This window comes from Flavobacterium sp. YO64 (assembly GCF_004119505.1).
GTDB classification, from domain to species: Bacteria; Bacteroidota; Bacteroidia; order Flavobacteriales; family Flavobacteriaceae; genus Flavobacterium; species Flavobacterium oncorhynchi.
In genome coordinates this window covers 176,856-201,189 of sequence record NZ_NRQV01000005.1, presented here as the reverse complement: position 1 = coordinate 201,189, position 24,334 = coordinate 176,856, and the positions used below count along the sequence as shown (strand labels likewise).

The window sequence follows — 24,334 nt, the reverse complement described above, 5'->3', positions numbered from 1 at the left end:
TCTTTTACTCTTCAGAATACATTGCCAATAAATTAGTAACTGTATTCCAGTTTCTAATTGTTGCTGTAACATTAAGTTTTTTCTCTATATATTTTTGGTCAAAACGAGTTTTTCCAGCACCAACAGCGTATTTAATAAAAATTCTATTTCCATCAATACTCGCTTCATCAGGTTTAAACTGGCTGATTTTTAAATCGTTTATATTTTCCTTTTTCAATTGCGTTGAAACAAAAGCTACATAAAGTTTTTTAGTATCAATATCTTTTTCTTTTAAAAAAGGACTATTCTTAAAACATAATTCTAAATCTTCTTTTGTAATTACAATCGTTGGAACTTCATGACCAAAAACCTTGAATATTTCTTGTTTGATCATAAAACCAACTTTCGAAGCATCTTCTTCGCTGTCTACAAAAACATTTCCTGATTGCAAATAAGTTCGAATATTCTGAAAACCAATATTTTCTAGCATTGTTTTCAAAGCATCCATTTTCATCATATTATGTCCAGAAACATTGATTCCGCGTAAAAGTGCTAAGTGTGTTGTCATCTTTAAAATTTTATTCAAAGATAAAAATTCATTTTAGTTTTATATGACTATTTCTCCCGATCAAACTTTATTAAAAAAAGCCGGCTTATTAAAATAAAAACTCCGCCAGAAGACCGACGGAGCCAAACAATTTGAATTAGTAAGCATTGTTTAAAATATTACTTTAATTTATCATATACAAGTAAAGGTCCATCACATGCTGCCCAAGTACTGTACAATTTTCCAGTAGCATAAATTATATATAGATTCTCTATTAAATCCTCAGTACAAGTTCCTATTATATCATTTTGAGTGCTATAAATTAATTTAAATTGAGTTTGCTCTAAAGTTTTTACAACAGAAAAAGTTCCTGATATACTAGAAGTTTTATTGTCTCTAATTCTTGTTTTAGTAAACTTCCCGTCAGAGCTAAAAACATAGCTTTCCTCCCATTCCATAACACCAATAGAATTTGCTGCTGGATTTTTATTTCTATTCATGCTCGTTAATTTCCATTTTCCATGATAATCTTCAGTTGGTTTATTGTCATTGTCGTCATTAGAGCAAGAAACAAGAGAAATAAACAAAACTATTAAAAGCCCAAGTTTTTTCATTTTTTTAAGTTTTAAAGGTTAATTATTATTAAGATTAATCGCTCTTAAATTGGTTGCGTTTATTTTTACAGCTTAACGATAACTTAATATTCAAAATCCTAAGAAGTTAATTCATTTCCAAATTTCCCAATTAAAATCTATCTTCGCTTTTCCAAAAGAATGATAGAAAAATATAGAATCAAGAGAATAGATTTTTCTCTTCATTCTTTGTTCTATTTTTCTAAAATCTAAGCCAGTCTAAAAATCTAAGAAGTCTAAAAAAAATGTCTAATAATCTGCTTGAAACTCCTATCGAATACTTAAAAGGTGTCGGCCCAAGTCGCGGTCAACTGCTTCGTAAGGAATTAGGAATTCATAAGTATGGCGATCTGGTGAATTTTTTCCCAAATAGATATATTGACAGAACTCGATATTACAAAATAAACGAACTTCAGAATACAGGTTCTGAGGTTCAGATTATTGGCAAAATAATCAATATAAAAACAGTTGAATTTGCTAAGAATAAAAAGCGTTTAGTTGCCACATTTGTAGATGATACAGGACAATTAGACCTTAATTGGTTTCAAGGTCATAAATGGGTTCGTGAAAGTTTAAAACTAAACGAACCTTGTGTAATTTTTGGAAAATGTTCTTTGTACGGAAGCCAGTTCAGCATGGCACATCCCGAAATTGAGTTGCTGAAAGAACATGAAAAAAGTCTGCGTTCTGTCATGCAGCCCGTTTACCCATCTACGGAAACATTAACAAACAGAGGCATTTCAAATAGAACGATTAACAAATTAATGGAACAATTGTTTATCGAAACTCAAGCTTTGTTTACCGAAACTTTTCCATTATACCTAATCGAAGAATTAAAGTTAATCTCAAAAAGAGCTGCTTTATTTAATATCCATTTCCCAAAAAGCACCGATGCTTTGGCGAAAGCTCAATTTAGACTGAAGTTTGAAGAATTGTTTTTTATTCAGTTGCAGTTAATTACTAAAAATCTAATTAGAAAGCACAAAATAAAAGGGCATCCTTTTACCAAAGTGGGTGATTTTTTTACTGAATTTTATCAAAACCATCTCCCTTTTGAACTTACTAATGCTCAAAAAAGAGTAGTTAAAGAAATTCGTTCAGATATGGGAAGCAATGCTCAAATGAACAGATTATTGCAGGGAGATGTTGGTTCTGGAAAAACAATTGTGGCTTTTATGAGCATGCTTTTAGCAATGGATAATGGTTTTCAGGCCTGCTTAATGGCACCGACAGAAATTCTTGCTAATCAACATTTTATTGGTTTATCAGAATTTGCTAATACTTTGAATATTAATATAAAAATATTAACTGGCTCAACTAAAACTGCAGCTCGAAAAGTGATTCACGAAGAACTTGAAAATGGTACTTTGCAGATTTTAATAGGCACACATGCTTTATTGGAAGATAAAGTTAAGTTTCAAAATCTTGGACTGGCTGTTATTGACGAACAGCATCGTTTTGGTGTAGAGCAGCGCTCTAAATTGTGGAAGAAAAATGAAATTCCTCCGCACGTTTTGGTTATGACGGCAACACCAATTCCGAGAACTTTAGCAATGAGTTTGTATGGAGATCTTGATATTTCTGTAATTGATGAACTTCCGCCGGGACGAAAACCAATACAAACGGTTCACCGTTTTGATAGTAACCGATTAAAAGTTTGGAAGTTTCTACGTGATGAAATTGCACTTGGAAGACAAATTTATATTGTATATCCGCTAATTCAGGAATCAGAAAAAATGGATTACAAGGATTTAATGGACGGTTACGAGAGTATTTCTCGCGATTTCCCTTTGCCCCAATATTCGATTTCGATTTTGCACGGAAAAATGAAACCGGCTGATAAAGATGCCGAAATGAAACGTTTCTCTGAAGGAAAAACGAATATTATGGTAGCTACAACAGTAATTGAGGTTGGGGTAAATGTGCCAAATGCCAGTGTTATGATTATCGAAAGTGCTGAACGTTTTGGTCTATCGCAGTTACATCAATTACGCGGCCGTGTTGGTCGTGGTGCCGAACAGAGTTATTGCATTTTGATGACGGGACATAAATTAAGTTCTGACAGTAAAACCCGTATGAAAACAATGGTTCAGACAAATGATGGTTTTGAAATTGCCGAAGTTGACTTAAAACTTCGCGGTCCGGGTGATTTAATGGGAACGCAGCAAAGTGGTGTTTTGAATCTGCAAATTGCAGATATTGTTCGGGATAGAGATATTTTAGGACTTGCTAGAAACTATGCAATGAAGATCCTAAAAGAAGACGGGCCTTTGAACAAACCAGAACACGCAATTCTAAAAGCTGTTTTTATTGAGCTTACTAAAAAGAAAAGTATCTGGAATTATATTAGTTAGTTTTTTTTTTTAGATTCAAAGATGCAGAGATACAAAGGTTCAAAGGTTTCTTGAATTAAAATAGGTTCAATTACATCATATCTGATGCAATAAATCTTTCATCCCAATATAGCTAAAAGTTGAAAAAAATCAAACACATAGAGACATAGTCATGCTTGTTAATGTAAGTGAAACGCTTTTCAACAGCAACAAAACCTATGTTTCTATGTGTTATAAATAATTCTACAGCCAGCTTTACTATTTCTTTGGCGGCGTTTTCTTTTCAAAAAGACCACTGAATAAACCTTTACTAACTTTGTTTTTATCATCTTTTCCTGTAGCGATTAAGTGATCGATATATTCCATATACGTTTTTTTACGCTCTTCTAGAAAACCAACCAAATATTCTTCAGAAGCTGTTAAGCCGCTTGCTTCTTCTATTTGTAAAAGTTTTTTATACAATGGCTCTATAAATTTTACGATGATATTTTCAGGAACTGATTTTCTTGTTCCAAAAAAACCAACGATCTCGCCGTCAGTATCTGCAATGATTTTAAATTCGGTTACAACCCAATAATAGCGACCTGTTTTTGCCATGTTTTTTAAAACAACATGAATATTTTGGCTTGACTTTATACTGTCCCATAAAAATTTAAAAATCACTTTAGGCATATCAGGATGCCTCACAATATTGTGAGGCTGCCCTATTAATTCAAACTCATCATAGCCAGAAACATCGATAAAATCTTCATTGGCATACAAAATAGTTCCATTTTTATCTGTTTTGCTAAGCAATACTTTGCTTTTATTCCAATCGACTTCTCTGTCAGAAGGAGTCGGGCGTGTAGTTCTGGTCTCCATAAAATTTTATATTAAAAATTAATTGGCATGAGTTTTTTTTGCTTGTAAAAGAAACTCTCTAAAAACCTGTTTTTGAAATACCTTTTGAGAGTTTTTTCATTTTTGGAAATTATTTTGTACTTTTTACTTTCTTGTGTTAGTTGATTTTACATGAATATCGTTTACGAGGTCATCAATTTTTTTGGCACTTTCTCGCATCATATCCAGATAAGTCAAAATTTGATCATTGTCTGTGTGTCCTTTTGAAACATCAATTAATTTTAGCACCGAAGTTACTGGAAGTTTTAAATCTAAAGTTGTTCTATGAATAAAGTCATTATACTCTTTAGTTGCTGTTAATGAACTGTATTTAGCCGATGCAAGCTTCATATTTTCCAGCTCATATTCGTCAGAAATTTTAGAAATATGATTTTCGCTGTGTTCCTTAAAATAATAAGCCCAATAACCATTCATAAAAAATACAACTGCAGCTAAAACAGTATGAATAATTAAAGTTTCAAGATCAAAATTTACCTGCGAAAAATAAACCTGAAGCCCATTTGCATCATTATAAATATAGTTTTGCAAATATGCTAAACCAGCGTGATGAAGTACTACTAAAAGAGTAAGCGGAATTTGAAGTCTCCAGTTTTGATAAATAATTAAAATCGTGCTGGCAATAAAAACGGTAAAATGCATTTCGAACATACCATGCATTTGATAAATGTACTGAGCCATGAATATAGCCAGAACAACAGACAAAACGTACTGGTAGAATTTTGAATTTTTAATAAAAAATTTAGCCGAATAATACATCAGAAGATTCAAGGTTCCTACTCCTACTCCAATTTCAAAGGTATCGTACTTGAATGACAATGCGATTCCGAGAAGGAAATAAACTGCAAGAACATAATTAATAATAGTATCAGACTTTTGTGTCATTGTAGACATAAAACTGTGCAAGTAATCTTGCTCATTCAAACTGGCTTTTCTTTTCATAGGTTAAAAATTTTAGTTAGGGATAGATTTATTTAGTGCAATTTGGTAACGAACATCCGTAAGCTCTAAGAGCTAAAGCATTAAAAGAGGGCGAATTAGTCTGCTTTAACAAGGAGTCAATAGCCATTTGAGCATAATTACTGTCGGCATCTGTACAATATCTTGTTTTGTTGTAATTGCCGCGAAAATATAGATTATGCGATGCGTCTAATAAAACCGCTTGCGGAGTCGAAATAACACCACATTTTTTAGCAATATTTTGATCAAAATAAACAGGAATTTGTGCATCAAACTTTTTCTGTATTTCTTCGATTGTAAAAGTTTTTTGCTTGTTTAAAACAACAATTTTAAAGTTAACTCTGTCACCGTACTTTTTTATCAAACCAGCCACATGCGGCACATTGAATCGTGAGCAGGGACAATCTGGATTAAAGAAATGAAAAAAAACAGGTTTACGATCAAAAGGACAGCATTGAGACAAATCAATTTTGGCTCCCATTGCAATGCTGTGATAATTTTTCGGAATTGGTGTTGGCAAACTATACTTAAACTCATTCTGCCAAAAAAGAAAACCAATTGCAGCAAGTAAAAATGAAAACCATAATGCTAGGAGTATTTTTTTCTTCATCTATTATTATTTTATAATTTGGAACAAAAAACATAAACACTTGTTAAAACAATTAATACTATATTTCTTTTTAATGATCTAAAAAAAGCTGTAAAATCTATATTTTAACATTTAATTATGCAAAAACACGTTGATTATAGTGCCCTATTAATTATTTTGTCTAACGTATCAATGTTACAAATAAAATCGATGAAATGCAATATAAATTCGACAAACTGCGTATTTTTTTTCAATTCCTCAAATAATAGCTTTTCAACACCTCTTTTGAACTTTAAAATCAAATAATTTATAAAAAATAGAAAACAAATAACCTGCTGATTAATAATCTCTTAGACACAAACCGTACTCTAGTGTTAAAAATTACCCAACAAAATATATTCACATCATTAAACCTTTTGCAAAAATCAACATCTAAGCTGCAAAGTTTTGCAGTTACAGCCTAGAAAAACAACGCTTTGAAGTTTATTGTATTACAAGTGTTAAATAAAACCTAACGTCAATTGATTTCAGTACAAAAAGTTAAATTTGTGAGTTGCAAAAAACATACACCAAAAAAAATCACATTCACCTAAATTTTATGAAAATTAAACATCTAATCTACGCCTTGATTATCATTATTTTTGGAGGATTTATCACTTATAGGATACTATCTAACAAAGGTAAAAATGAAGACTCAAAGAAGTTTGGCGATAAAGACAAACCAACCACAGTTACAGGAATAGTAGTTAAAACTTCAACGTTTGACAATAATTTGTCTTTATCTGGTTCTATTGAAGCAAACGAGCAAATTGAGATTCACAGTGAAGTATCAGGAATTGTAGAGGGAATTTATTTTAATGAAGGCAGCTATGTAAATAAAGGACAAGTTCTTTTAAAAGTAAATGATCTTGAATTAAAAGCACAGTTAAGACAAGCTGTTACCAGAGAAGGCTTAGCCGCTGAGAATGAAAGAAGAGCAAAATTATTATTGCAAAAAGAAGCAATCAGCCAAGAAGAAGCAGATGTTGCCAGAGCAGATCATGCTTCGGCGCAAGCTCAAAGTCAGTTAATCAGAGCACAGATTGCTAAAACTTCTGTAAAAGCACCTTTTTCAGGAAAAATTGGTTTACGTTCGATTTCTCCAGGTACCTATATTACTCCAACAGTTGTAGTAGCAAAACTGGTGAATACAGGAAAACTAAAAATTACATTTTCGATTCCAGAAAAATATGCTTCACAAGTAAAAACAGGTTCTATAATCGATTTTACCGTTTCTGGCTCAGATAAAACATATAACGGCAAAATTTATGCTATCGAGCCAGAAGTTGCCGTTGCTACTCGTACACTGCAAATTCGTGCCATTGCTGATAATACAGATGGAAAACTTTTCCCTGGAACTTTTGCCGATATAAAACTGCCGTTAAACATTATTAAAGATGCAATCGTAGTTCCATCAGAAGCTATAGTTCCTGTACAAAGTGGTAAAAAAGTGTATGTAGCCAATATGGGCAAGGCAAAAGAAGTTATGGTTGATGCAACAACAAGAACAGATTCTTCGATTTTGATTTTATCAGGATTAAAAGCAGGAGATACTTTAATTACAAGCGGTGTTATGTCATTAAAAAATGAAGCACCAATAATAGTTAAAGTAAAATAGTCCAAAGTCGAAAGTCTTAAAGTTATTAAGGCTTAAATATAGATTTAAAGATGCAGTAAGATTTAGTAATAAATCCAAAATCTAAAATCAATAATCTAAAATCTAAAATTGCAAATGAGTTTATCAACTACAAGTATAAAAAGACCCGTTTTAACCATTGTACTGAATCTATTAATTATATTATTCGGTTTCATTGGTTATACTTTTTTGGGTGTCCGCGAATTTCCTTCGATAGATCCCGCACAGGTTTCCATTAGAACCAATTATACAGGAGCTAACGCTGACATTATTGAGTCACAAATTACAGAACCGCTTGAAAAAGCAGTAAATGCGATTGACGGAATCCGAAATATAACTTCATCAAGTAATCAAGGAAGCAGTAATATTACCATCGAGTTTAATTTAGATAAAGATCTAGAAGAAGCTGCAAATGATGTGCGTGATAAAGTTTCTCAAGCCATCAGAAGTTTACCGCAAGATATTGATGCGCCGCCTGTTGTATCAAAAGCTGATGCCGATAGTGATGCTATTATTTCGATGACGGTACAAAGTGACAGCCGAAATTCATTAGAATTAAGTGATTATGCGGAGAATGTTATTTCGCAGCGTTTAGAAACAATTCCGGGAGTCAGCGGTGTTCAAATATGGGGACAAAAGCGCTACGCCATGCGTTTATGGATTGATCCAGTAAAATTAACGGCTTATGGCTGTACTGTTTCAGATGTTCGTAATGCGCTTAACGCTCAAAATGTCGAATTACCTTCTGGTAAACTTACAGGAAACAATACTGAATTAACAGTAAAAACAGTTGGAAATCTTTCGAAACCAGAAGAATTCAATAATATCATTATTCGTACAGATGGAGACAAAATTGTGCGCTTAAGTGATGTTGGAGGTGCAGAATTGGGTCCAGAAAATATCGAAACCAAATTAAGCCAATCTGGATTACCAATGATTGGACTGGCAATTGTACCAATGCCGGGAGCAAATTATCTAGATATTTCAGCTGAATTTTATAAAAAATACGAAGCTTTAAAAAAGGATCTTCCAAAAGATATTAAACTAAATATTGCACTTGATAACACCATATTTGTAAAAAAATCGGTACTAGAAGTTGCTGAGACACTTGGAATATCTGTAATCTTAGTAATCATTATTATTTATCTATTTTTTAGAGACTGGGCAATTGCTTTTAGACCTTTAATAGATATTCCTGTTTCCTTAATTGCAACGTTTTTTATAATGTGGCTTTTTGGTTTTTCTATTAATGTATTGACTTTACTAGCGATTGTTTTAGCTACAGGTTTGGTTGTGGATGACGGAATTGTTGTAACTGAAAATATCTTTAAGAAAGTCGAAGAAGGAATGTCGCCTATTGAAGCTGCTATTAAAGGATCAAACGAGATTTTTTATGCTGTAATTTCGATTTCGGTAACATTGGCAGCTGTATTCCTGCCCGTAATTTTCTTAGAAGGTTTCGTAGGCCGACTCTTTAGGGAATTTGGGGTTGTAATTGGTGCCGCTGTATTAATCTCGGCATTTGTTTCTCTTACTTTGACGCCAATGTTAAATGCCTATTTAATGAAAGGCGGAGAACAGAAAAAATCTAAATTCTACGTAAGAACAGAGCCCTTTTTTGAAAAGATGAACAGCAGTTATGCCGAAGCTCTTTCAAAATTTATGGAAAGAAAATGGATTAGTTTTCCAATTTTAATTGCTTGTTTTGGACTGATTTATTTGTTTTTTACCATTTTACCAAAAGAAACAGCTCCTTATGATGATCGAAGCTCTGTAACCATGCGTATGACAACGCCAGAAGGATCATCATACGAATATACAGATCGTTTTATGCAGGAAATCTCAAGATTGGTTGATGATTCAATTCCGGAGAAAAAAGTAAGTTTGGTGATTACCGCACCAGGTTTTGGAGCATCGGCTACAAATACTGGTTTTATCAGGCTTTCTTTAAAAGAACCTCATGAAAGAAAGAGATCACAAAAAGAAATTGCCGACCAATTAATAAAATGGACAAAGCAATATCCTGATGCAAAAACATCTGTTATCCAACAACCTACAATTGCTGTAAACAGACGCGGCGGATTACCTATTCAATATATTATTCAGGCTCCTAATTTTGAAAAATTAAGAGAAAAAATACCTGTTTTTATGGATGAAGTTGGTAAAAGTGATGTTTTCTCTATCAGTGATGTTAATTTAAAATTCAACAAACCTGAAATAAACGTTAGTATTAATCGTGAAAAAGCCGAGAGTTTAGGCATCTCAATTATTGATATTGCGCAAACTTTACAACTTTCTTTAAGCGGACAGCGTTTTGGTTATTTTATCAAAAACGGAAAACAGTATCAGGTTATTGGTCAATTTGATCAAAAAGACAGATCGAAACCATTGGATTTAACTTCGATGTTTGTAAAGAACAAAAAAGGAGAATTAATTCAGATGGATAACGTTGTAAATGTTGAAGAACAAAGTAATCCTCCGCAGTTATACCACAACAACCGTTATATGTCGGCAACTGTTTCGGCAGGTTTAGCTCCAGGAAAAAGTATCAGCGACGGAATTGCTGAAATGGATAGAATTAAAGCTAAAGTTTTAAATGATAGTTTTACAACAGATTTGAGCGGAGAATCGAGAGATTTTGTGGAAAGCAGTTCGAATACATCTTTTGCTTTTGGATTGGCTTTATTATTAATATTTTTAATTCTTGCGGCTCAGTTCGAAAGTTTTATTGATCCTTTTATTATTATCTTGACGGTGCCAATGGCGGTTGCTGGAGCTTTATTTTCATTATGGTTATTCAATCAAACTTGGAATATTTTCAGTCAGATTGGAACCGTAATGCTTATTGGTCTGGTGACTAAAAATGGTATTTTGATTGTAGAATTTGCCAATCAATTGCGAGAGCAGGGAAAACCAAAACTAGAAGCAATTCTTGAAGCTTCAGAAGCGCGTTTACGTCCAATTTTAATGACCAGTTTAGCCATTGCTTTAGGAGCATTGCCAATTGCGATGTCACTTGGAGCGGCGTCAACCAGTAGAATTGGTATGGGAGTTGTAATTGTTGGCGGAACTATATTTTCATTAGCATTAACACTTTTTGTTATTCCTGCGATATACATGATGTGGTCTAAAGCGCGTAAACATTACCCTGAATTTGATCATATCGAAGAATACGAAAAAGAAGTAAGTAAATAATTTATTAGCCTTGAATTTCTGAATTGCATTTGATTAATTCAGGAATTCAAGGCAAAAGAAAAATAATATGAATATTAAAATTTTAATTAGCAGTTTGTTATTACTCTTTTTAAGCATTACAAAAACGAATGCGCAAGAAGTTTTGACTATTGAAGATGCTATGAAAATTGCTTTAGAAAACAATTTTGAGATTAAAATAGCTAAGAATAACTCAAAAATAAGCGAAACAAATGTGACTTTAGGAAATGCAGGAATGCTTCCTAATGCAGGCGCTTCGATTACAGACAATAACAGCGTAACAAATTCTTCTCAGACGCGTCAAGACGGAACAACAACTTCGTTGGATAACGCTAAAAATAACAGCTTAAATTACGGCGTAAGTTTAGGCTGGACTGTTTTTGATGGTTTGAAAATGTTCGCAAAACTAGATCAGTTAAAAGAACTTCAAAAATTAGGAGATGCTGAATTAAAGAGAACAATTTTGATCAAAATTGGTCAAGTAAATTCTGCTTATTATAATTTAGTACAACAACAGCATCAGTTAGCCGCTTTAGATACTACAATCGTAATTTCGAAACAAAGATTAACTTTAGCCCAAAACCGTTTCAGTATCGGGAAAGCTTCAAAATTGGAAGTTTTGAACGCACAAGTTGATTTAAATTCAGATCAAGTTGCTTTATTAAGACAAAAAGAATCATATGCAAATGCTAAGATTTTATTGAATCAATACTTAGCCAGAGATCCAAAAATAAATTTTACTGTTACAGATTTAGTTACTGTTGATAATAAATTGATTTTGGCTGATCTTATGGATTTAGCACAAAAACAAAATCCTGCTTTAGAAGCACAAATCATTAATAAACGTATAGCCGAACTGCAGCTTAAGCAGGTAAAAGCAGATCGATATCCTGTTGTAAACTTAACATCTGGTTATAATTTTAACGAAAGTCAGTCGAGTTTAGGTTTTACGAGCCAAGCATCGTCACGCGGTTTAAATTATGGTTTTAATGCCACTTTAAATATTTTTGACGGTTTTAATCAGCATCGAAATGAAAAGGTTGCCAAACTTCAAATTGAAAATTCTCAAATTGCTATCGAACAGCAAAATATGATTTTGAATACGCAGTTAAGCACTGCTTTTCAAACTTATCTAACCAATCTGGAATTGATCGATTTAGAAGAAGATAACGAAGCAATTGCAAAACAAAATTTAGACATTACCTTAGATAAATTTAGAATCGGAACTATTACAACTCTTGATTTTAGAACGGCTCAGCTCAATTATGTAAACGCAAAAGTACGTTATAGTAATGCACAATATGAGGCGAAATTATCTGAAATTGCTTTAAAAGAATTAGCAGGAAATATTAATTTTTAAAGTAAATTTACTGCAAAAAAAAGTAATGACTTCGTATAATCCAAAAGACTGGTTTAGTTTTATTTTTCATTTTAGCAAAGCCGATACTTTCCGTAAATTAATTCCCGTAATGTTTTTTATGGCAATATATTGCGGCGCAATTGCTTATCTTGAACTTGAATATTGGGATTTACCAGAAGACAGTAAGGTTAAAAACATCTCAACAATGCACAGCATGTTGGGTTTTGTAATTTCATTATTACTTGCCTATCGTACCAATACAGCCTATGATCGCTGGTGGGAAGGACGCAGGATGTGGGGAAGTCTGGTAAATAACAGTCGTAATTTTGCCATGAAACTTTCGGTTATTTTAGAGGACGAAAAGGATAAAGCATTTTTTAGAAAGATGATTCCAGGATATGCTTCTATCTTAAATAAACATTTGAAGGATGAAGAAACTGGAATGCAATTGTTTGATAATGTAGATTTAGAACTTGATCATCACAAGCACAGACCAAATCAGGTTGCCAAAATAATGTTCAAAAAAATACACGATCTTTATACAACTAATAAAATTTCAGGCGAACAGCTCATTACCTTAAACAATGAAGTAACAGCGTTTACAGATATTTGTGGAGCCTGTGAGAGAATAAAAAACACTCCTATTCCCTACTCTTACAGCGCTTTTATCAAGAAATTTATATTTATTTTTGTTCTCACACTCCCATTTAGTTACGTATTTACATTAGGCTATTATGTAATTCCTGTAGTTGTTTTTATTTTTTACGTTTTAGCGAGTTTAGAGCTTATCGCAGAAGAAATTGAAGATCCTTTTGGTGATGACGAAAATGACCTTCCGACAAGAAAAATGGCCGAAAATATTAAGAAACATGTTGAAGAGCTGATTTAATGAAACGTTAAATCTTAAATTGCTAAACTTATTTTTATTAAATTTAGAGTTCCACTCGAAAATTTAATACAATGCAAAATCAACGTGTTTTAATTACTCCGCCAGATTTATCTAATGAAAAATCATTAAAAACACTTGTTGAAAACAGGAGTGTTTACACTCTAAACCATTGCGAACTGAATATTTTTGAAACTTACGAATCTTCAAAACTAGTACCTTTAAAATTTAACGATTTTGTAGTTACGAGTATGCTTCGAGGAAAAAAAGTCATGCATTTGTTTGACGAACCCGGATTTGATTATCTGCCTGGCGAAACAGTTGTTATTCCTTCGAATATTGAAATGAAAATTGATTTTCCAGAAGCTTCAAAAGAAAATCCAACGCAATGTCTTGCTTTAGCTATCGACACAACAAAAATTAGCGAGACTCTTGATTTCTTAAATGAGCGTTATCCAAAGAAAGGAAGCGACAATTATTGGCAGTTAAATTATCAAAATTACTTTTTTTACAATAATGTTGATCTTGCTTCAACCATCAGTAAATTAATTAAAGAGTGCACAAGTACCTCAATTACAAAAGATGTTATTGCTGATTTGACATTACAGGAATTATTAATCAGAATTATTCAAACTCAAACCGCAAAATCTCTTGATGATGGAGCTGTTCTACAATCCAACAATCCAATTTTTGAAGTTACAGAATTTATCAAACTTAACTTGAAGGAAAACATAAATCTAAAAAGCTTAAGCGAAAAAGCCTGTATGAGCACCGCTTCCTTTTATCGTTTTTTCAAAAGAGAATTAGGCATGAGCCCAATAGAATATGTTTTGAATGAAAAAATTAAACATGCTAAAAAGCTGCTCAAAAATCCGAGTATCCAAATAAATGAAGTTTGTTATTTATCTGGTTTTGAAGATGCCAACTATTTCATCCGATTGTTTAAAAAACACGAAGGAATTACACCGAAACAGTATCAGTTACTTTATGTTAATTAAAGGTTCTAAGGCACTAAGGCACTAAGACGCTAAGATTCTGAGTTTATAGACGATCATGACAAACCTCTGCAAAACCTCTGTCTCTTTGCCCCTTTGAACCTCTGTCCCTTTTTTTAAACTTACTCAAAAATCTTTACAGGTTCTAAATCTTTTTCCTCCTCTTCAGTAAAGATTCTATACTCAATTTGGAATGTTTTTTTCAGAGGCGTTTCTAAAGAGAAACCGCCAACGCCAAAAGCATCAATAACTTTAAGTGTAAAATGCGAATGCTTCCAATATTCATACAAATCATTATCAACCCAAAATTCAGTATCTTCAATAGTCCCGATACAAACATCACCTATTCGCTGATAGTAACCGCCTTTTTCAAAACACTGCGGCTGCGTGCCTTCACAACATCCTCCAGCTTGGTAAAACATTAAATCGCCATGTTTTTCCTTTAGAATTTTAATTAATTCGACAGCTTCTTGTGTGGCTTCAATTCTTTTAACCATGACTTTTACAATTTAAAAAAGCAGTAAACTTATTGTTATAAATTTACTGCTTTTTGCATTACCAATTAAATATTTGCGATATCAAGAACGACTCGTCCTTCGATCTGACCTTTTTTCATTTTATCAAAAACGGTATTAATGTTTTCCAGTTTTTCGGCAGTTACAGTAGCTTTTACCTTTCCTTCGGTGGCAAATTCTATTGCTTCTTTCATATCCTTACGAGTACCAACGATGGAGCCTCGAATTGTAATTCGGTTTAAAACCGTATCAAAAATAGATAAATCAAAATTACCTGGCGGAAGTCCGTTGAGTGCCATTGTACCTTTTCTTCTTAAGGTTTCAAGACCTTGCTTGAAAGCTATAGGAGAAACTGCAGTTACCAATGCCCCATGCATCCCACCGACTTCCTTTTTCAAATATTCTCCAGGATTTTGATTTTTTGCATTAACTACTAAGTCTGCACCTAGTTTTTTTGCCAGGTTAAGTTTATCATCGGCAACATCAATTGCAGCAACATGCATTCCCATTGCCTTTGCATATTGTACTGCAACGTGGCCTAGTCCGCCAATTCCAGAAATTGCAACCCATTCTCCAGGTTTCACTTCTGTTTCTTTCAGACCTTTATAAACAGTAACTCCAGCACAAAGTATTGGAGCCATTTCCATAAAATTTACATTTGAAGGTAAAATTCCAACATATCTTGCATCAGCAATTACAAATTCGGCAAAACCGCCGTCTACACTATAACCTCCATTTTGCTGACTGTCGCATAATGTTTCCCATCCAGTAATACATTGGTCACAGCCGCCGCAAGCGCTATAAAGCCAAGGCACTCCCACAGCATCACCCTCCTTAACATTTTTCACATCTTGCCCCACAGCTGCAACATAACCTACAGCTTCGTGTCCGGGAATTAACGGCATTTTTGGTTTTACCGGCCAATCGCCTTCAACGGCATGCAAATCGGTATGACAAACACCACTCGCAATCACTTTTACAAGAATTTCATTTCTTCCCGGTCGTTTTACTTCAACTTCTTCAATTTTTAAAAGAGAACCAAATTCTCTAATAACTGCTGCTTTCATTGTTTTTGGTAACATAACAAAGATTGATTTAATGAGCATAATAAACAGATTAACTTATTATGCTCAGGTTTATATTAATAGGGATACTGTTTTCTAGAAGAAACCTAATTTCTTTTTATCATAAGAAATTAGCATGTTTTTTGTTTGACGGTATTGACTCAGCATCATTTTATGATTCTCACGCCCAATTCCTGATTGTTTGTAACCTCCAAACGGTGCTCCCGCTGGATAAGAATGATATTGATTAATCCATACACGACCAGATTGAATTGCTCTAGGAACTTGATAGATTTCATGCGCATCACGTGTCCATACTCCTGCTCCCAATCCGTACATTGTATCGTTTGCAATTTCGATAGCTTCCTCGGTAGTTTTAAAAGTTGTTACCGCCAAGACTGGTCCAAAAATCTCTTCCTGAAAAATTCTCATTTTGTTATGACCTTTAAATAAAGTTGGTTTTATGTAATAACCACCTTCAAGATCTCCGCCCAAATGATTTGCATCACCTCCTGTTAATAATTCTGCCCCTTCTTCTTTACCTAATTTTATATAGGACATAATTTTTTCTTTCTGAACTAAAGAGGTCTGCGCTCCAATCATAGTGGATTTGTCTAATGGATTTCCAGCAACAATAGCTTCAGTTCTTTCAATTACTTTGGCAATAAACTTATCATAAATATCTTCATGAACTAATAATCTTGACGGACACGTACAAATTTCACCTTGATTTAAAGCGAATAAAACTGCACCTTCAATGGCTTTATCGAAGAAATCATCATCGTGATCTGCTACAGATGGAAAGAAAATATTAGGTGATTTCCCTCCCAATTCTAAAGTAACTGGAATAATATTTTCGGTTGCATATTGCATTACTAAACGACCTGTTGTTGTAGATCCAGTAAATGCTGCTTTCGAAACTTTTTTATTGGTAACCAATGGGCGGCCAAGTTCAGCGCCAAAACCATTTACAATGTTTAAAACTCCCGGAGGAAGAATATCTCCAATAAGTTCCATTAACACCATAATAGATATAGGTGTACTTTCTGCAGGTTTTAGAACTATGGTATTTCCTGCTGCAAGGGCTGGAGCGATTTTCCAAACGGCCATTAAAATTGGGAAATTCCACGGAATAATCTGAGCAACAACTCCTAGTGGTTCGCTTAAAGCTATTGAAACTGTCTGCGAATCCAATTCGGAAATCGAGCTTTCTTCGGCACGAATCACACCTGCAAAATATCTAAAATGATCTATTGCCAGCGGAATATCAGCAGCAAGAGTTTCACGAATAGGTTTTCCGTTATCTATAGTTTCAACGGTCGCTATGTACTCTAGATTATCTTCAATTTTTTGTGCAATTTTATTAAGTAAAATGCTTCGTTCTGTTACCGATGTTTTTCCCCAAGTTTTAAATGCTTCATGGGCTGCGTCTACTGCTTTTTCTAAATCTCCTTTGCCTGAGTGAGCCGCTTTGGTAAACACTTTTCCATTTATTGGAGAAACTACATCAAAATACTCTCCTGAAATTGGAGCTGTAAATTTTCCGTTTATGTAATTGTCATATTTTGCCTTAAATTCAGGTCTTTGTGTGGTAGTGCTCATAATTAGTAAATTTTTGATTTGTATCAAATTTAGTTTCATAATTAGAAACAGAATAGCATTATTCATTCATCTAATAGCACAAAAATTACACATTCATTTTTTTATCTAATTTTTAATGAATTTTTATTAAAAAATTAATACTAAATATGATTTTATATTGATCGTTAGTCATTTAGTTTAAAAAAAGTCTTACTCGAAAAAACCAAATAAATTGTTTCTTACTACAATACGCAATTCTTATATTTGTAACCTCATACAAGAATAATAAAGCTAACATGAAAATATCTTACAACTGGTTAAAACAATTCATTAAAACAGATTGGACATCTGCAGAAACTTCAGAATTACTGACAGATTTAGGTCTTGAGGTTGAAGTTGTCGAAAAATACCAATCTATTAAAGGCGGTTTAGAAGGGGTTGTTGTAGGACACGTACTTACTTGCGAAAAACACCCTGATGCCGACAGATTAAAAGTTACAACTGTAAATATTGGTTTAGAAGCGCCTATACAAATTGTTTGCGGTGCTGCAAATGTTGCTGCAGGACAAAAAGTTCCGGTTGCAACTATTGGAACTGTTTTATATGATAAAGACGGCGGTGATTTTACTATTAAAAAAGGTAAGATTCGCGGACAGGAAAGTCACGGAATGATTTGCGCTGAAGATGAGTTAGGTCTTGGTACTGGTCATGACGGAATTATGGTTTTAGACGATAAATTAGTTCCGGGAACTCCAGCTGCCGAAGTTTTTCAAATTACAAATGATGAAGTTTTTGAAATTGGATTAACTCCAAATCGTGCCGATGCGATGAGTCATTTTGGTACTGCGCGTGATTTAAGAGCAGGAATGCTACAGCGTGGTGTAAATATAGAATTGATTACACCTTCTGTAAGCAATTTTAGAGTAGATATGCGTACGCTGAAAATTGACGTTAATGTCGAGGAACCTCTTTTGGCTCCTAGATATTGCGGTGTAACCATTTCTGGAATTACGGTACAAGAATCTCCAAGCTGGCTGCAAGATCGTTTGAAAGCGATTGGTTTAACTCCAAAAAACAATATTGTTGACGTTACTAATTATGTATTGCATGAATTAGGACAGCCTCTGCATGCTTTTGATGCAGCAAAAATTAACGGAAAAGTTATTGTAAAAACACTTCCTGAGGGAACAAAATTTACCACTTTAGACGATGTTGAAAGAACATTACATAAAGAGGATTTGATGATTTGCGACGAAAAAGGACCGCTTTGTATTGCAGGAGTTTTTGGAGGTAAAAAATCTGGTGTATCTGAAGGTACAACAACTATATTCCTTGAAAGTGCTTATTTTGATGCTGTAAGTGTTCGTAAAACGGCAAAAAGACATCAATTGAATACTGATGCTTCTTTTAGATTTGAAAGAGGTATTGACCCAACTATTACAGAATATGCTTTGAAACGTGCCGCGCTTTTAATTCAAGAAGTAGCGGGTGGAAAAATAACTTCGGATGTTATAGAAGTTTATCCTAAAAAAGTAGAAGATTTTGCTGTTTTGTTGAATTTCAGCCATGTTTCAAAAATCATTGGACAAGAAATTCCAAAAGATACCATCAAAAAAATATTAGTTTCTTTAGATATTAAAGTAAATAGTGTTTCTGATTCTGGTTTAGGACTTACTATTCCTGCTTATCGTGTAGACGTTCAGCGTGAAATTGATGTAATCGAAGAAATTCTAAGAGTTTACGGTTACAACAATATTAATTTCTCTAAGAAATTCAATGCGACGGTTGCAAATTCGCCAAGAACCGAAGACTATAAAGTACAAAATACAATTGCTTCACAATTGAATTCGCAAGGTTTTCATGAAATGATGGCAAACTCTTTGACAACGGCTTCATATGCAAAATTATCGACTGTTTTAAAAGAAGAACACAATGTATTAATGTTAAACCCATTAAGCAGTGATTTAGCAGCATTACGCCAATCTTTATTGTTTTCTGGACTTGAAGCTGTTTCGTACAATATTAACAGACGTAATTCTGATTTAAAATTATTTGAATTCGGAAAAACATACCATAAGTTTTTAAGCGGTTACGAAGAACACAAACATTTGACTTTATTAATCTCTGGAAATAGAAATAAAGAGTCTTGGACAAATCCGCAAAAAGGAACTGACTTTTTCTTATTGAAAGGATATGTAAAAGGTATATTGGCACGTTTAGGAATTGAAAAAATCTCGAATGCACCAGTACAATCGGATGTATTTTCTGAAGGAACTGCAATTACTTATAATAATGATGTGTTAGTAGAAGCTGGAGTAATTAAAAAATCTATTTTAAAACATTTTGGAATAAAACAAGATGTGTATTATGCTGATTTTAACTGGAATTTAATTTTGAAAATCATCACTGGAAAAATTAAATATACTGAGATTCCTAAATATCCTGAAGTACGTAGAGATTTGGCCTTATTGATTGATAAAAATACAACATACGAGAGTATTTTTAACTTGGCTAAGCAAACGGAAAAAACACTTTTAAAAGACATTAATTTATTTGATGTATATGAAGGTGCAAAACTTCCAGAAGGAAAAAAATCGTATGCTTTGAGTTTTACTATTCAAGACAATACTAAAACGCTTACTGATGCACAGATTGATAAAATCATGTCTAAGCTGCAACAGACTTTTGAAACTGAACTTGGAGCAAGTTTAAGATAAAAAAGCATTAGAAATAATAAATCCCAATTCTGAATTAATTTTAGAATTGGGATTTTTTTTATTTAATAACTTTTAAAACTTAATAAGTAATCGCAGAAAAAATTGGATAATTATTGATTTTTTCACGTCCGTTTAAAAAAGACAGCTCCATTAAAAAGTTGCATTGTACAATTTCACCACCTAATTTTTCTACAAGCTCACAAACTGCTTTAGCGGTTCCTCCTGTTGCTAAAACATCATCATGAATCAAAATGCGTTCTCCCTTCTTTATAGCGTCTATATGCATCTCTAAGTTATCAGAACCATATTCGAGTTCATACGAAGCAGAAATCGTCTCATATGGCAGTTTATTTGGCTTTCTTACCGGAATAAAGCCTGCGTTTAATTCCTGCGCTAATAACATTCCGAAGAAAAACCCACGGCTCTCCGCTCCTACCACTTTATCAATTTTTTGATCTTTTAATGATTTTACTAAAATTTCAAGGCACTTTTTTCGTGCAATTGGGTCATTTAGCAGCGGAGTGATATCTTTAAATAAAATTCCTTTTTTTGGAAAGTCTTGAATATCACGTATATAATTTTTAATCTGCATTTTTTTTTATTTTTATGTTATTTTTCTCTTGTATATCTCACATTTATGTCTATCTTTGCACCCGCAATAAGCAATCAACAAAGCTACAAAAAATTAGCTAATTGATAACAAAAAGGCCTCGTGGCGCAACTGAATAGCGCATCTGATTACGGCTCAGAAGGTTACTGGTTTGAATCCAGTCGAGGTCACTACTCGGGACAAAAGAAAAATATCATCTTTTGTTCCGTTTTTTTTTGCCCGTAATCTATTGTTTACCAGATAGATGCACTTGAACATTTCGTTGACCCTAGCGGTTTGGATTTTATTGTTTTGAAATGTGAAATTTTCGGGAAAAATTAAACCGATTATCTCTCTGGAGTCGACTAAAGACCCGTCACCAAAGGCCTCGCCGAGCTTTATTAGGTTTTGCAGTCCTGTGTTCATTAAAGATTCAATATCGGCTCGGTCTTCATCCACATTTCCAATCTCATTTTCAAGCCTGCTGATCTCAGCATTGTATTCTGTCTTCATTAAATGATAGTCATCGGCATCTATCTTCTCGGTAACCAGCAGGTTTCTGGCAACAGCCAGTTTTTTTTCGTAAACCCCAATCTGTTCCAGGGATTTCTTTTTCTCATTTATAACCAATCCTGTATGTTCCCTGTATGCTTCAAGCAGAACTGCACTGTATAATTTTCTTACTTCGGCCAGAGGCTTGAACTTATTTAAATGCCCTTTAAATACACTATTGGCCATTTCGGAATTTACCCTCCACTTGCATACTTTATCGCAGTGGTAATAGAAGTAATCTCTGCTTCTGCCCCTGCACTTGCTGCCTCCCAATTTCTGTCCGCATTTAGGACAGACAAAAAATCCCCTGAGGGGAAAATTCTCAATTGTTTTGATTTTTGGCCTGTACGTCCTTGCTTTACTATTGAGTATATCCTGAACTTTATAGAACAGATCTTGGCTGATTATTGGATCATGCTGCCCCTTTACAAGCCTTTCCTCCTCATCTCGATACTTTGGAACTACTATCATTCCGCAGTATAATGGATTTCTTATAATCAGCCACATGTTGTTCTTAGAGATCCCCATGCCCTTTTCTTTGGCTGTCTGATATATTGATTCGGTACTGAAAATATTTTTTGCAATCTGTTCATATACCCAAACAACGTTTGCAGCCTTATCTGGCACAATTGCAATATACTTTTTTCCATCTTCGGTAACTTTGTTAGCATAGCCATACGGAGCCATTCCCATATGCCTGCCCTCTTTTTTGCCCCTTCTGAGGCCCTGAAACGTATTTAGCGCCCTGCGGTCATTTTCAACCTCAGGCGCAGCAAGATAAAATGCCAGCATCATCTTATTCTCCGGAACACTAAGATCCAGCGGCTGCTCAATTGCCTGCGGTTCGACTCCCAACGCCCTTAATTGATTTATCATCTGATAGGCATCGCCCGCGTTTCGGCTGAACCTATCCCATTTCATAAAAAGGACCAGGCTTATTTTATGTTTGCGTTTTTTTATGTCGGCAAGAAATTTTTTCCATTGCGGCCTGTTGAAAGTTTTTGCCGAATGATCTTCGTAAATCACATTGCGTATCTGAATTCTGTTGATGCCACAGTACTTTCTCAGCATCTCTTCCTGATTGCGCTGAGAGAAGCCTTTCTCAGCCTGCTCATCAGTGCTTACCCTGATATACAAATCTGCTATCTTGCTCATTCTGTTTTATTTAAATGTTTAACCACCGCGATATTAGCAATTTTTCTCAAGAAATACAAGATTTCTTCAGCCTGTTCAAAAGTCACCTCCAAGCCTTCAGTTTTAAGCATCTGCAGTGCTTTTTCAGTTGTAATTTTCGACTCATTGTAACCTGTCTCGTTTTCCATCTCATTATCCATTTTAGATTATAATTACACTAGATAGAAATTTATTTTAATTAAATGTCATGATGTATAAATCGGTTTTCACTGGCATAAAGTGGAAGCACATGTCTATCAATTAGAGATAGCTGATTTGTTATTTTTAAAGAGTATATTTACATTAGAATTCCGCCAATAATCAGCATTTTAATTAAAAAAATGAAATCGCTATGGTATTTACAGCAGTAAATTTAAAAAAGCATTTGGGCAAGACGCTGCCGCAGATTTTGTTTGCCGATTTAGATTATTTCATTTGGGCATACGAGAACAACGTTTTCAGAAATCCGCCTCTTAAGCTGGAAGCAGAGTACATATTTAAAAGGATTAAGAACATAAAAATTCCAAAAGAAAACCCAGAAGAATACGAAGTGGAATACCTGATCCATCAGCCTACCGGCAAATTCGGTCATTTTGAACTGGTGCCTAAAACTACACCCCTGCACAAGGGTGGAAGTCCCGCTTTCAGAACCGAAAATATAGATCTAACTGTTGCCAGATCTATTGCAGCTTACGACAAAAGCGGATGCCGTACCATGATAGAATACTTAAAAAAATATTATTTCGGCGATAGCAGCTATAAAATGGTTAAAAAAAGGTGTGAGGATTTTTTCAATAAGGATTCAAATTTCGTCTTATTATAATTTCACATAATTATGAAACCGAGTTTTAATTATTTTATCGGTAAAAGTACCGCAGCAATTTATAAACTCTGCATTGGAAAAGGCAACGCAAAGGAAAGATTGATTGAATCCGAGCTTGAGATAAGGTCCGCTTTGCGCGCTCCTGTTCCTGATGAATTAATGCCCTTGAAAAATAAGATAAAACACAATCTGCTTTACAGCGGACAAGGAGCATCAGGCGCTGCGAAGGGTTCAATAGCCAGATCCCTGCTTGGAAAGCGGAATTCAACAGCGTCCAAATTCATCGCAGACATAATTCGGCTCCATCTTGAAGTTGAAGCTTACATGAAATATTCCAGCCGGAACTAGCTGGCTTAAAAATCTATTATATCAGCAGATCTGCAAATAACCACCCCTGATAAAATATAAAACTTTATGGCAAAAGAACTCTCAAACAAGAATTCCAACGATATTTCCGTTACCGATCTTATCACATCAGCAACTGTCAGAATAGAAACTTTTGGCAAAAATGGCGGCACAGGTACCGGCTTCTTTTTTGATTTCGATCCGCAAACCCCAGAAACACTGGATAGCTTAGTGATTGTAACCAACTGTCATGTTGTAGATGGAGTCCAGAATGGCCAGTTTACCCTAACCAAGAAAGACCAAAATGGAGAACAGATTAACACTGAACATTTGACAATTTTCCTTGAAGACTTCCAATCGCACTGGATTAACCATCCCGACGACGAAGTCGACTTATGCATTCTGCCGATAAAATCAATTAAGCACTTAATCAAAGAAGATTTTTTTTACGGAGCGTTTGACTCCAGCCATATCCCCACTAAACAGGAAATTGAAAACTTATGTGCCATCGAAGAAATCATAATGGTCGGATATCCTGAAAACATTTGGGATGACCACAACAACAAACCCATTGTCAGAAAAGGAATTACTGCAACCAGCCCAAGACTGCCATATCTTGGCTACGATGAATTTTTAATTGATGCGGCGTGTTTTCCCGGCTCAAGCGGATCGCCGATCATTATTTACAATATCGGCCAATATATGGATCGAAATGAAAACCATTATTTTGTCAAATATCGGATAATCCTGCTTGGTATTTTATACGAGGGACCGCAATACACCGCTGAAGGAGAAATAGAAAGAGTGCCAATCAAAAAGAAAAAGATTGTAAAGACGCAATTGCCAATTAACCTTGGAGCGGCTATAAACGGCAGCAAGATCCTGGATTTTGCCGAGCGTTTACAGTAA

Annotated in this window: 21 protein-coding genes and 1 tRNA gene; 11 read left to right on the top strand and 11 right to left on the bottom strand. The window is 34.2% G+C overall.

What is annotated here, in order from left to right; all coding sequences use genetic code 11:
* Positions 1–4: 4 nt before the first annotated feature.
* Complete coding sequence (locus BOW57_RS05600; RefSeq protein ID WP_129053321.1) at positions 5–547, bottom strand: DUF1697 domain-containing protein; 543 nt, start codon at positions 545–547, stop codon at positions 5–7.
* Between the two features lie 158 nt (positions 548–705).
* Entirely contained in the window at positions 706–1,140 is a 435-nt protein-coding gene (locus BOW57_RS05595; RefSeq protein WP_129053320.1) for a hypothetical protein, read from the bottom strand.
* A gap of 263 nt (positions 1,141–1,403) precedes the next feature.
* Here BOW57_RS05595 and recG point away from each other — a divergent pair, with 263 nt between their 5' ends.
* Positions 1,404–3,512 carry an ATP-dependent DNA helicase RecG gene (gene recG / locus BOW57_RS05590; RefSeq protein ID WP_129053319.1) on the top strand — a complete coding sequence of 703 codons (2,109 nt, stop codon included), beginning with the start codon at positions 1,404–1,406 and terminating at the stop codon, positions 3,510–3,512.
* Between the two features lie 237 nt (positions 3,513–3,749).
* Here recG and BOW57_RS05585 read toward each other — a convergent pair whose 3' ends face one another.
* The 3 genes from BOW57_RS05585 to BOW57_RS05575 form a co-directional block, all read right to left on the bottom strand.
* Positions 3,750–4,352 (bottom strand): PAS domain-containing protein, encoded by a 603-nt coding sequence (locus BOW57_RS05585; RefSeq protein WP_089055655.1) that lies wholly within the window; start codon positions 4,350–4,352, stop codon positions 3,750–3,752.
* Positions 4,353–4,475: 123 nt separating this feature from the next.
* Entirely contained in the window at positions 4,476–5,330 is an 855-nt protein-coding gene (locus tag BOW57_RS05580; RefSeq protein ID WP_089055654.1) for a hypothetical protein, read from the bottom strand.
* Between the two features lie 28 nt (positions 5,331–5,358).
* A complete protein-coding gene (locus BOW57_RS05575; protein WP_129053318.1) occupies positions 5,359–5,958 on the bottom strand; it encodes a redoxin domain-containing protein in 600 nt (199 codons plus the stop codon).
* A gap of 577 nt (positions 5,959–6,535) precedes the next feature.
* Between BOW57_RS05575 and BOW57_RS05570 the strand changes: the two genes are divergently transcribed.
* The 5 genes from BOW57_RS05570 (at position 6,536) to BOW57_RS05550 (ending at position 14,069) form a co-directional block, all read left to right on the top strand.
* Positions 6,536–7,594, top strand: coding sequence for an efflux RND transporter periplasmic adaptor subunit (locus tag BOW57_RS05570; RefSeq protein ID WP_129053317.1), 1,059 nt, complete (start codon positions 6,536–6,538; stop codon positions 7,592–7,594).
* Between the two features lie 114 nt (positions 7,595–7,708).
* Positions 7,709–10,807 carry an efflux RND transporter permease subunit gene (locus tag BOW57_RS05565; protein WP_129053316.1) on the top strand — a complete coding sequence of 1,033 codons (3,099 nt, stop codon included), beginning with the start codon at positions 7,709–7,711 and terminating at the stop codon, positions 10,805–10,807.
* A gap of 67 nt (positions 10,808–10,874) precedes the next feature.
* The gene (locus BOW57_RS05560; protein ID WP_129053315.1) at positions 10,875–12,185 is read left to right on the top strand and encodes a TolC family protein; all 1,311 of its coding nucleotides are present in this window, start codon (positions 10,875–10,877) and stop codon (positions 12,183–12,185) included.
* A 25-nt stretch (positions 12,186–12,210) separates the two neighbouring features.
* A complete protein-coding gene (locus BOW57_RS05555; protein ID WP_129053314.1) occupies positions 12,211–13,074 on the top strand; it encodes a bestrophin family protein in 864 nt (287 codons plus the stop codon).
* 71 nt (positions 13,075–13,145) lie between these two features.
* Positions 13,146–14,069 (top strand): AraC family transcriptional regulator N-terminal domain-containing protein, encoded by a 924-nt coding sequence (locus BOW57_RS05550; RefSeq protein ID WP_089055649.1) that lies wholly within the window; start codon positions 13,146–13,148, stop codon positions 14,067–14,069.
* 119 nt (positions 14,070–14,188) lie between these two features.
* On the opposite strand, the gene BOW57_RS05545 is transcribed toward BOW57_RS05550, so the two are convergent.
* The 3 genes from BOW57_RS05545 to BOW57_RS05535 form a co-directional block, all read right to left on the bottom strand.
* Positions 14,189–14,563, bottom strand: a complete 375-nt coding sequence (locus BOW57_RS05545) for a DUF779 domain-containing protein (protein ID WP_089055648.1) — start codon at positions 14,561–14,563, stop codon at positions 14,189–14,191.
* Between the two features lie 65 nt (positions 14,564–14,628).
* Positions 14,629–15,648 carry an alcohol dehydrogenase AdhP gene (gene adhP / locus BOW57_RS05540; protein WP_241686423.1) on the bottom strand — a complete coding sequence of 340 codons (1,020 nt, stop codon included), beginning with the start codon at positions 15,646–15,648 and terminating at the stop codon, positions 14,629–14,631.
* Between the two features lie 93 nt (positions 15,649–15,741).
* Positions 15,742–17,247 (bottom strand): aldehyde dehydrogenase family protein, encoded by a 1,506-nt coding sequence (locus tag BOW57_RS05535; RefSeq protein WP_129053313.1) that lies wholly within the window; start codon positions 17,245–17,247, stop codon positions 15,742–15,744.
* A gap of 275 nt (positions 17,248–17,522) precedes the next feature.
* On the opposite strand from BOW57_RS05535, the gene pheT reads away from it, so the two are divergent.
* Positions 17,523–19,943, top strand: a complete 2,421-nt coding sequence (gene pheT, locus BOW57_RS05530) for a phenylalanine--tRNA ligase subunit beta (RefSeq protein ID WP_129053312.1) — start codon at positions 17,523–17,525, stop codon at positions 19,941–19,943.
* 79 nt (positions 19,944–20,022) lie between these two features.
* Here the strand turns inward: pheT and BOW57_RS05525 are convergent, their stop codons facing one another.
* Complete coding sequence (locus BOW57_RS05525; RefSeq protein WP_129053311.1) at positions 20,023–20,535, bottom strand: adenine phosphoribosyltransferase; 513 nt, start codon at positions 20,533–20,535, stop codon at positions 20,023–20,025.
* 114 nt (positions 20,536–20,649) lie between these two features.
* Between BOW57_RS05525 and BOW57_RS05520 the strand changes: the two genes are divergently transcribed.
* Positions 20,650–20,723, top strand: a tRNA-Arg gene (locus tag BOW57_RS05520).
* Here BOW57_RS05520 and BOW57_RS05515 read toward each other — a convergent pair.
* Positions 20,689–22,239 carry a recombinase family protein gene (locus BOW57_RS05515; protein ID WP_012025034.1) on the bottom strand — a complete coding sequence of 517 codons (1,551 nt, stop codon included), beginning with the start codon at positions 22,237–22,239 and terminating at the stop codon, positions 20,689–20,691. The genes BOW57_RS05520 and BOW57_RS05515 overlap by 35 nt on opposite strands.
* Positions 22,236–22,406, bottom strand: coding sequence for a hypothetical protein (locus tag BOW57_RS20575; RefSeq protein ID WP_157498535.1), 171 nt, complete (start codon positions 22,404–22,406; stop codon positions 22,236–22,238). The genes BOW57_RS05515 and BOW57_RS20575 overlap by 4 nt, the downstream gene beginning before the upstream one ends.
* Before the next feature lie 203 nt (positions 22,407–22,609).
* On the opposite strand from BOW57_RS20575, the gene BOW57_RS05510 reads away from it, so the two are divergent.
* From BOW57_RS05510 to BOW57_RS05500, 3 genes are all read left to right on the top strand, one after another.
* On the top strand, positions 22,610–23,080 hold the full coding sequence (locus BOW57_RS05510) for a hypothetical protein (protein ID WP_008463874.1): 471 nt from the start codon (positions 22,610–22,612) through the stop codon (positions 23,078–23,080).
* Positions 23,081–23,092: 12 nt separating this feature from the next.
* Positions 23,093–23,428, top strand: a complete 336-nt coding sequence (locus tag BOW57_RS05505) for a hypothetical protein (protein WP_008463873.1) — start codon at positions 23,093–23,095, stop codon at positions 23,426–23,428.
* A 66-nt stretch (positions 23,429–23,494) separates the two neighbouring features.
* Positions 23,495–24,334 carry a serine protease gene (locus tag BOW57_RS05500; protein WP_008463872.1) on the top strand — a complete coding sequence of 280 codons (840 nt, stop codon included), beginning with the start codon at positions 23,495–23,497 and terminating at the stop codon, positions 24,332–24,334.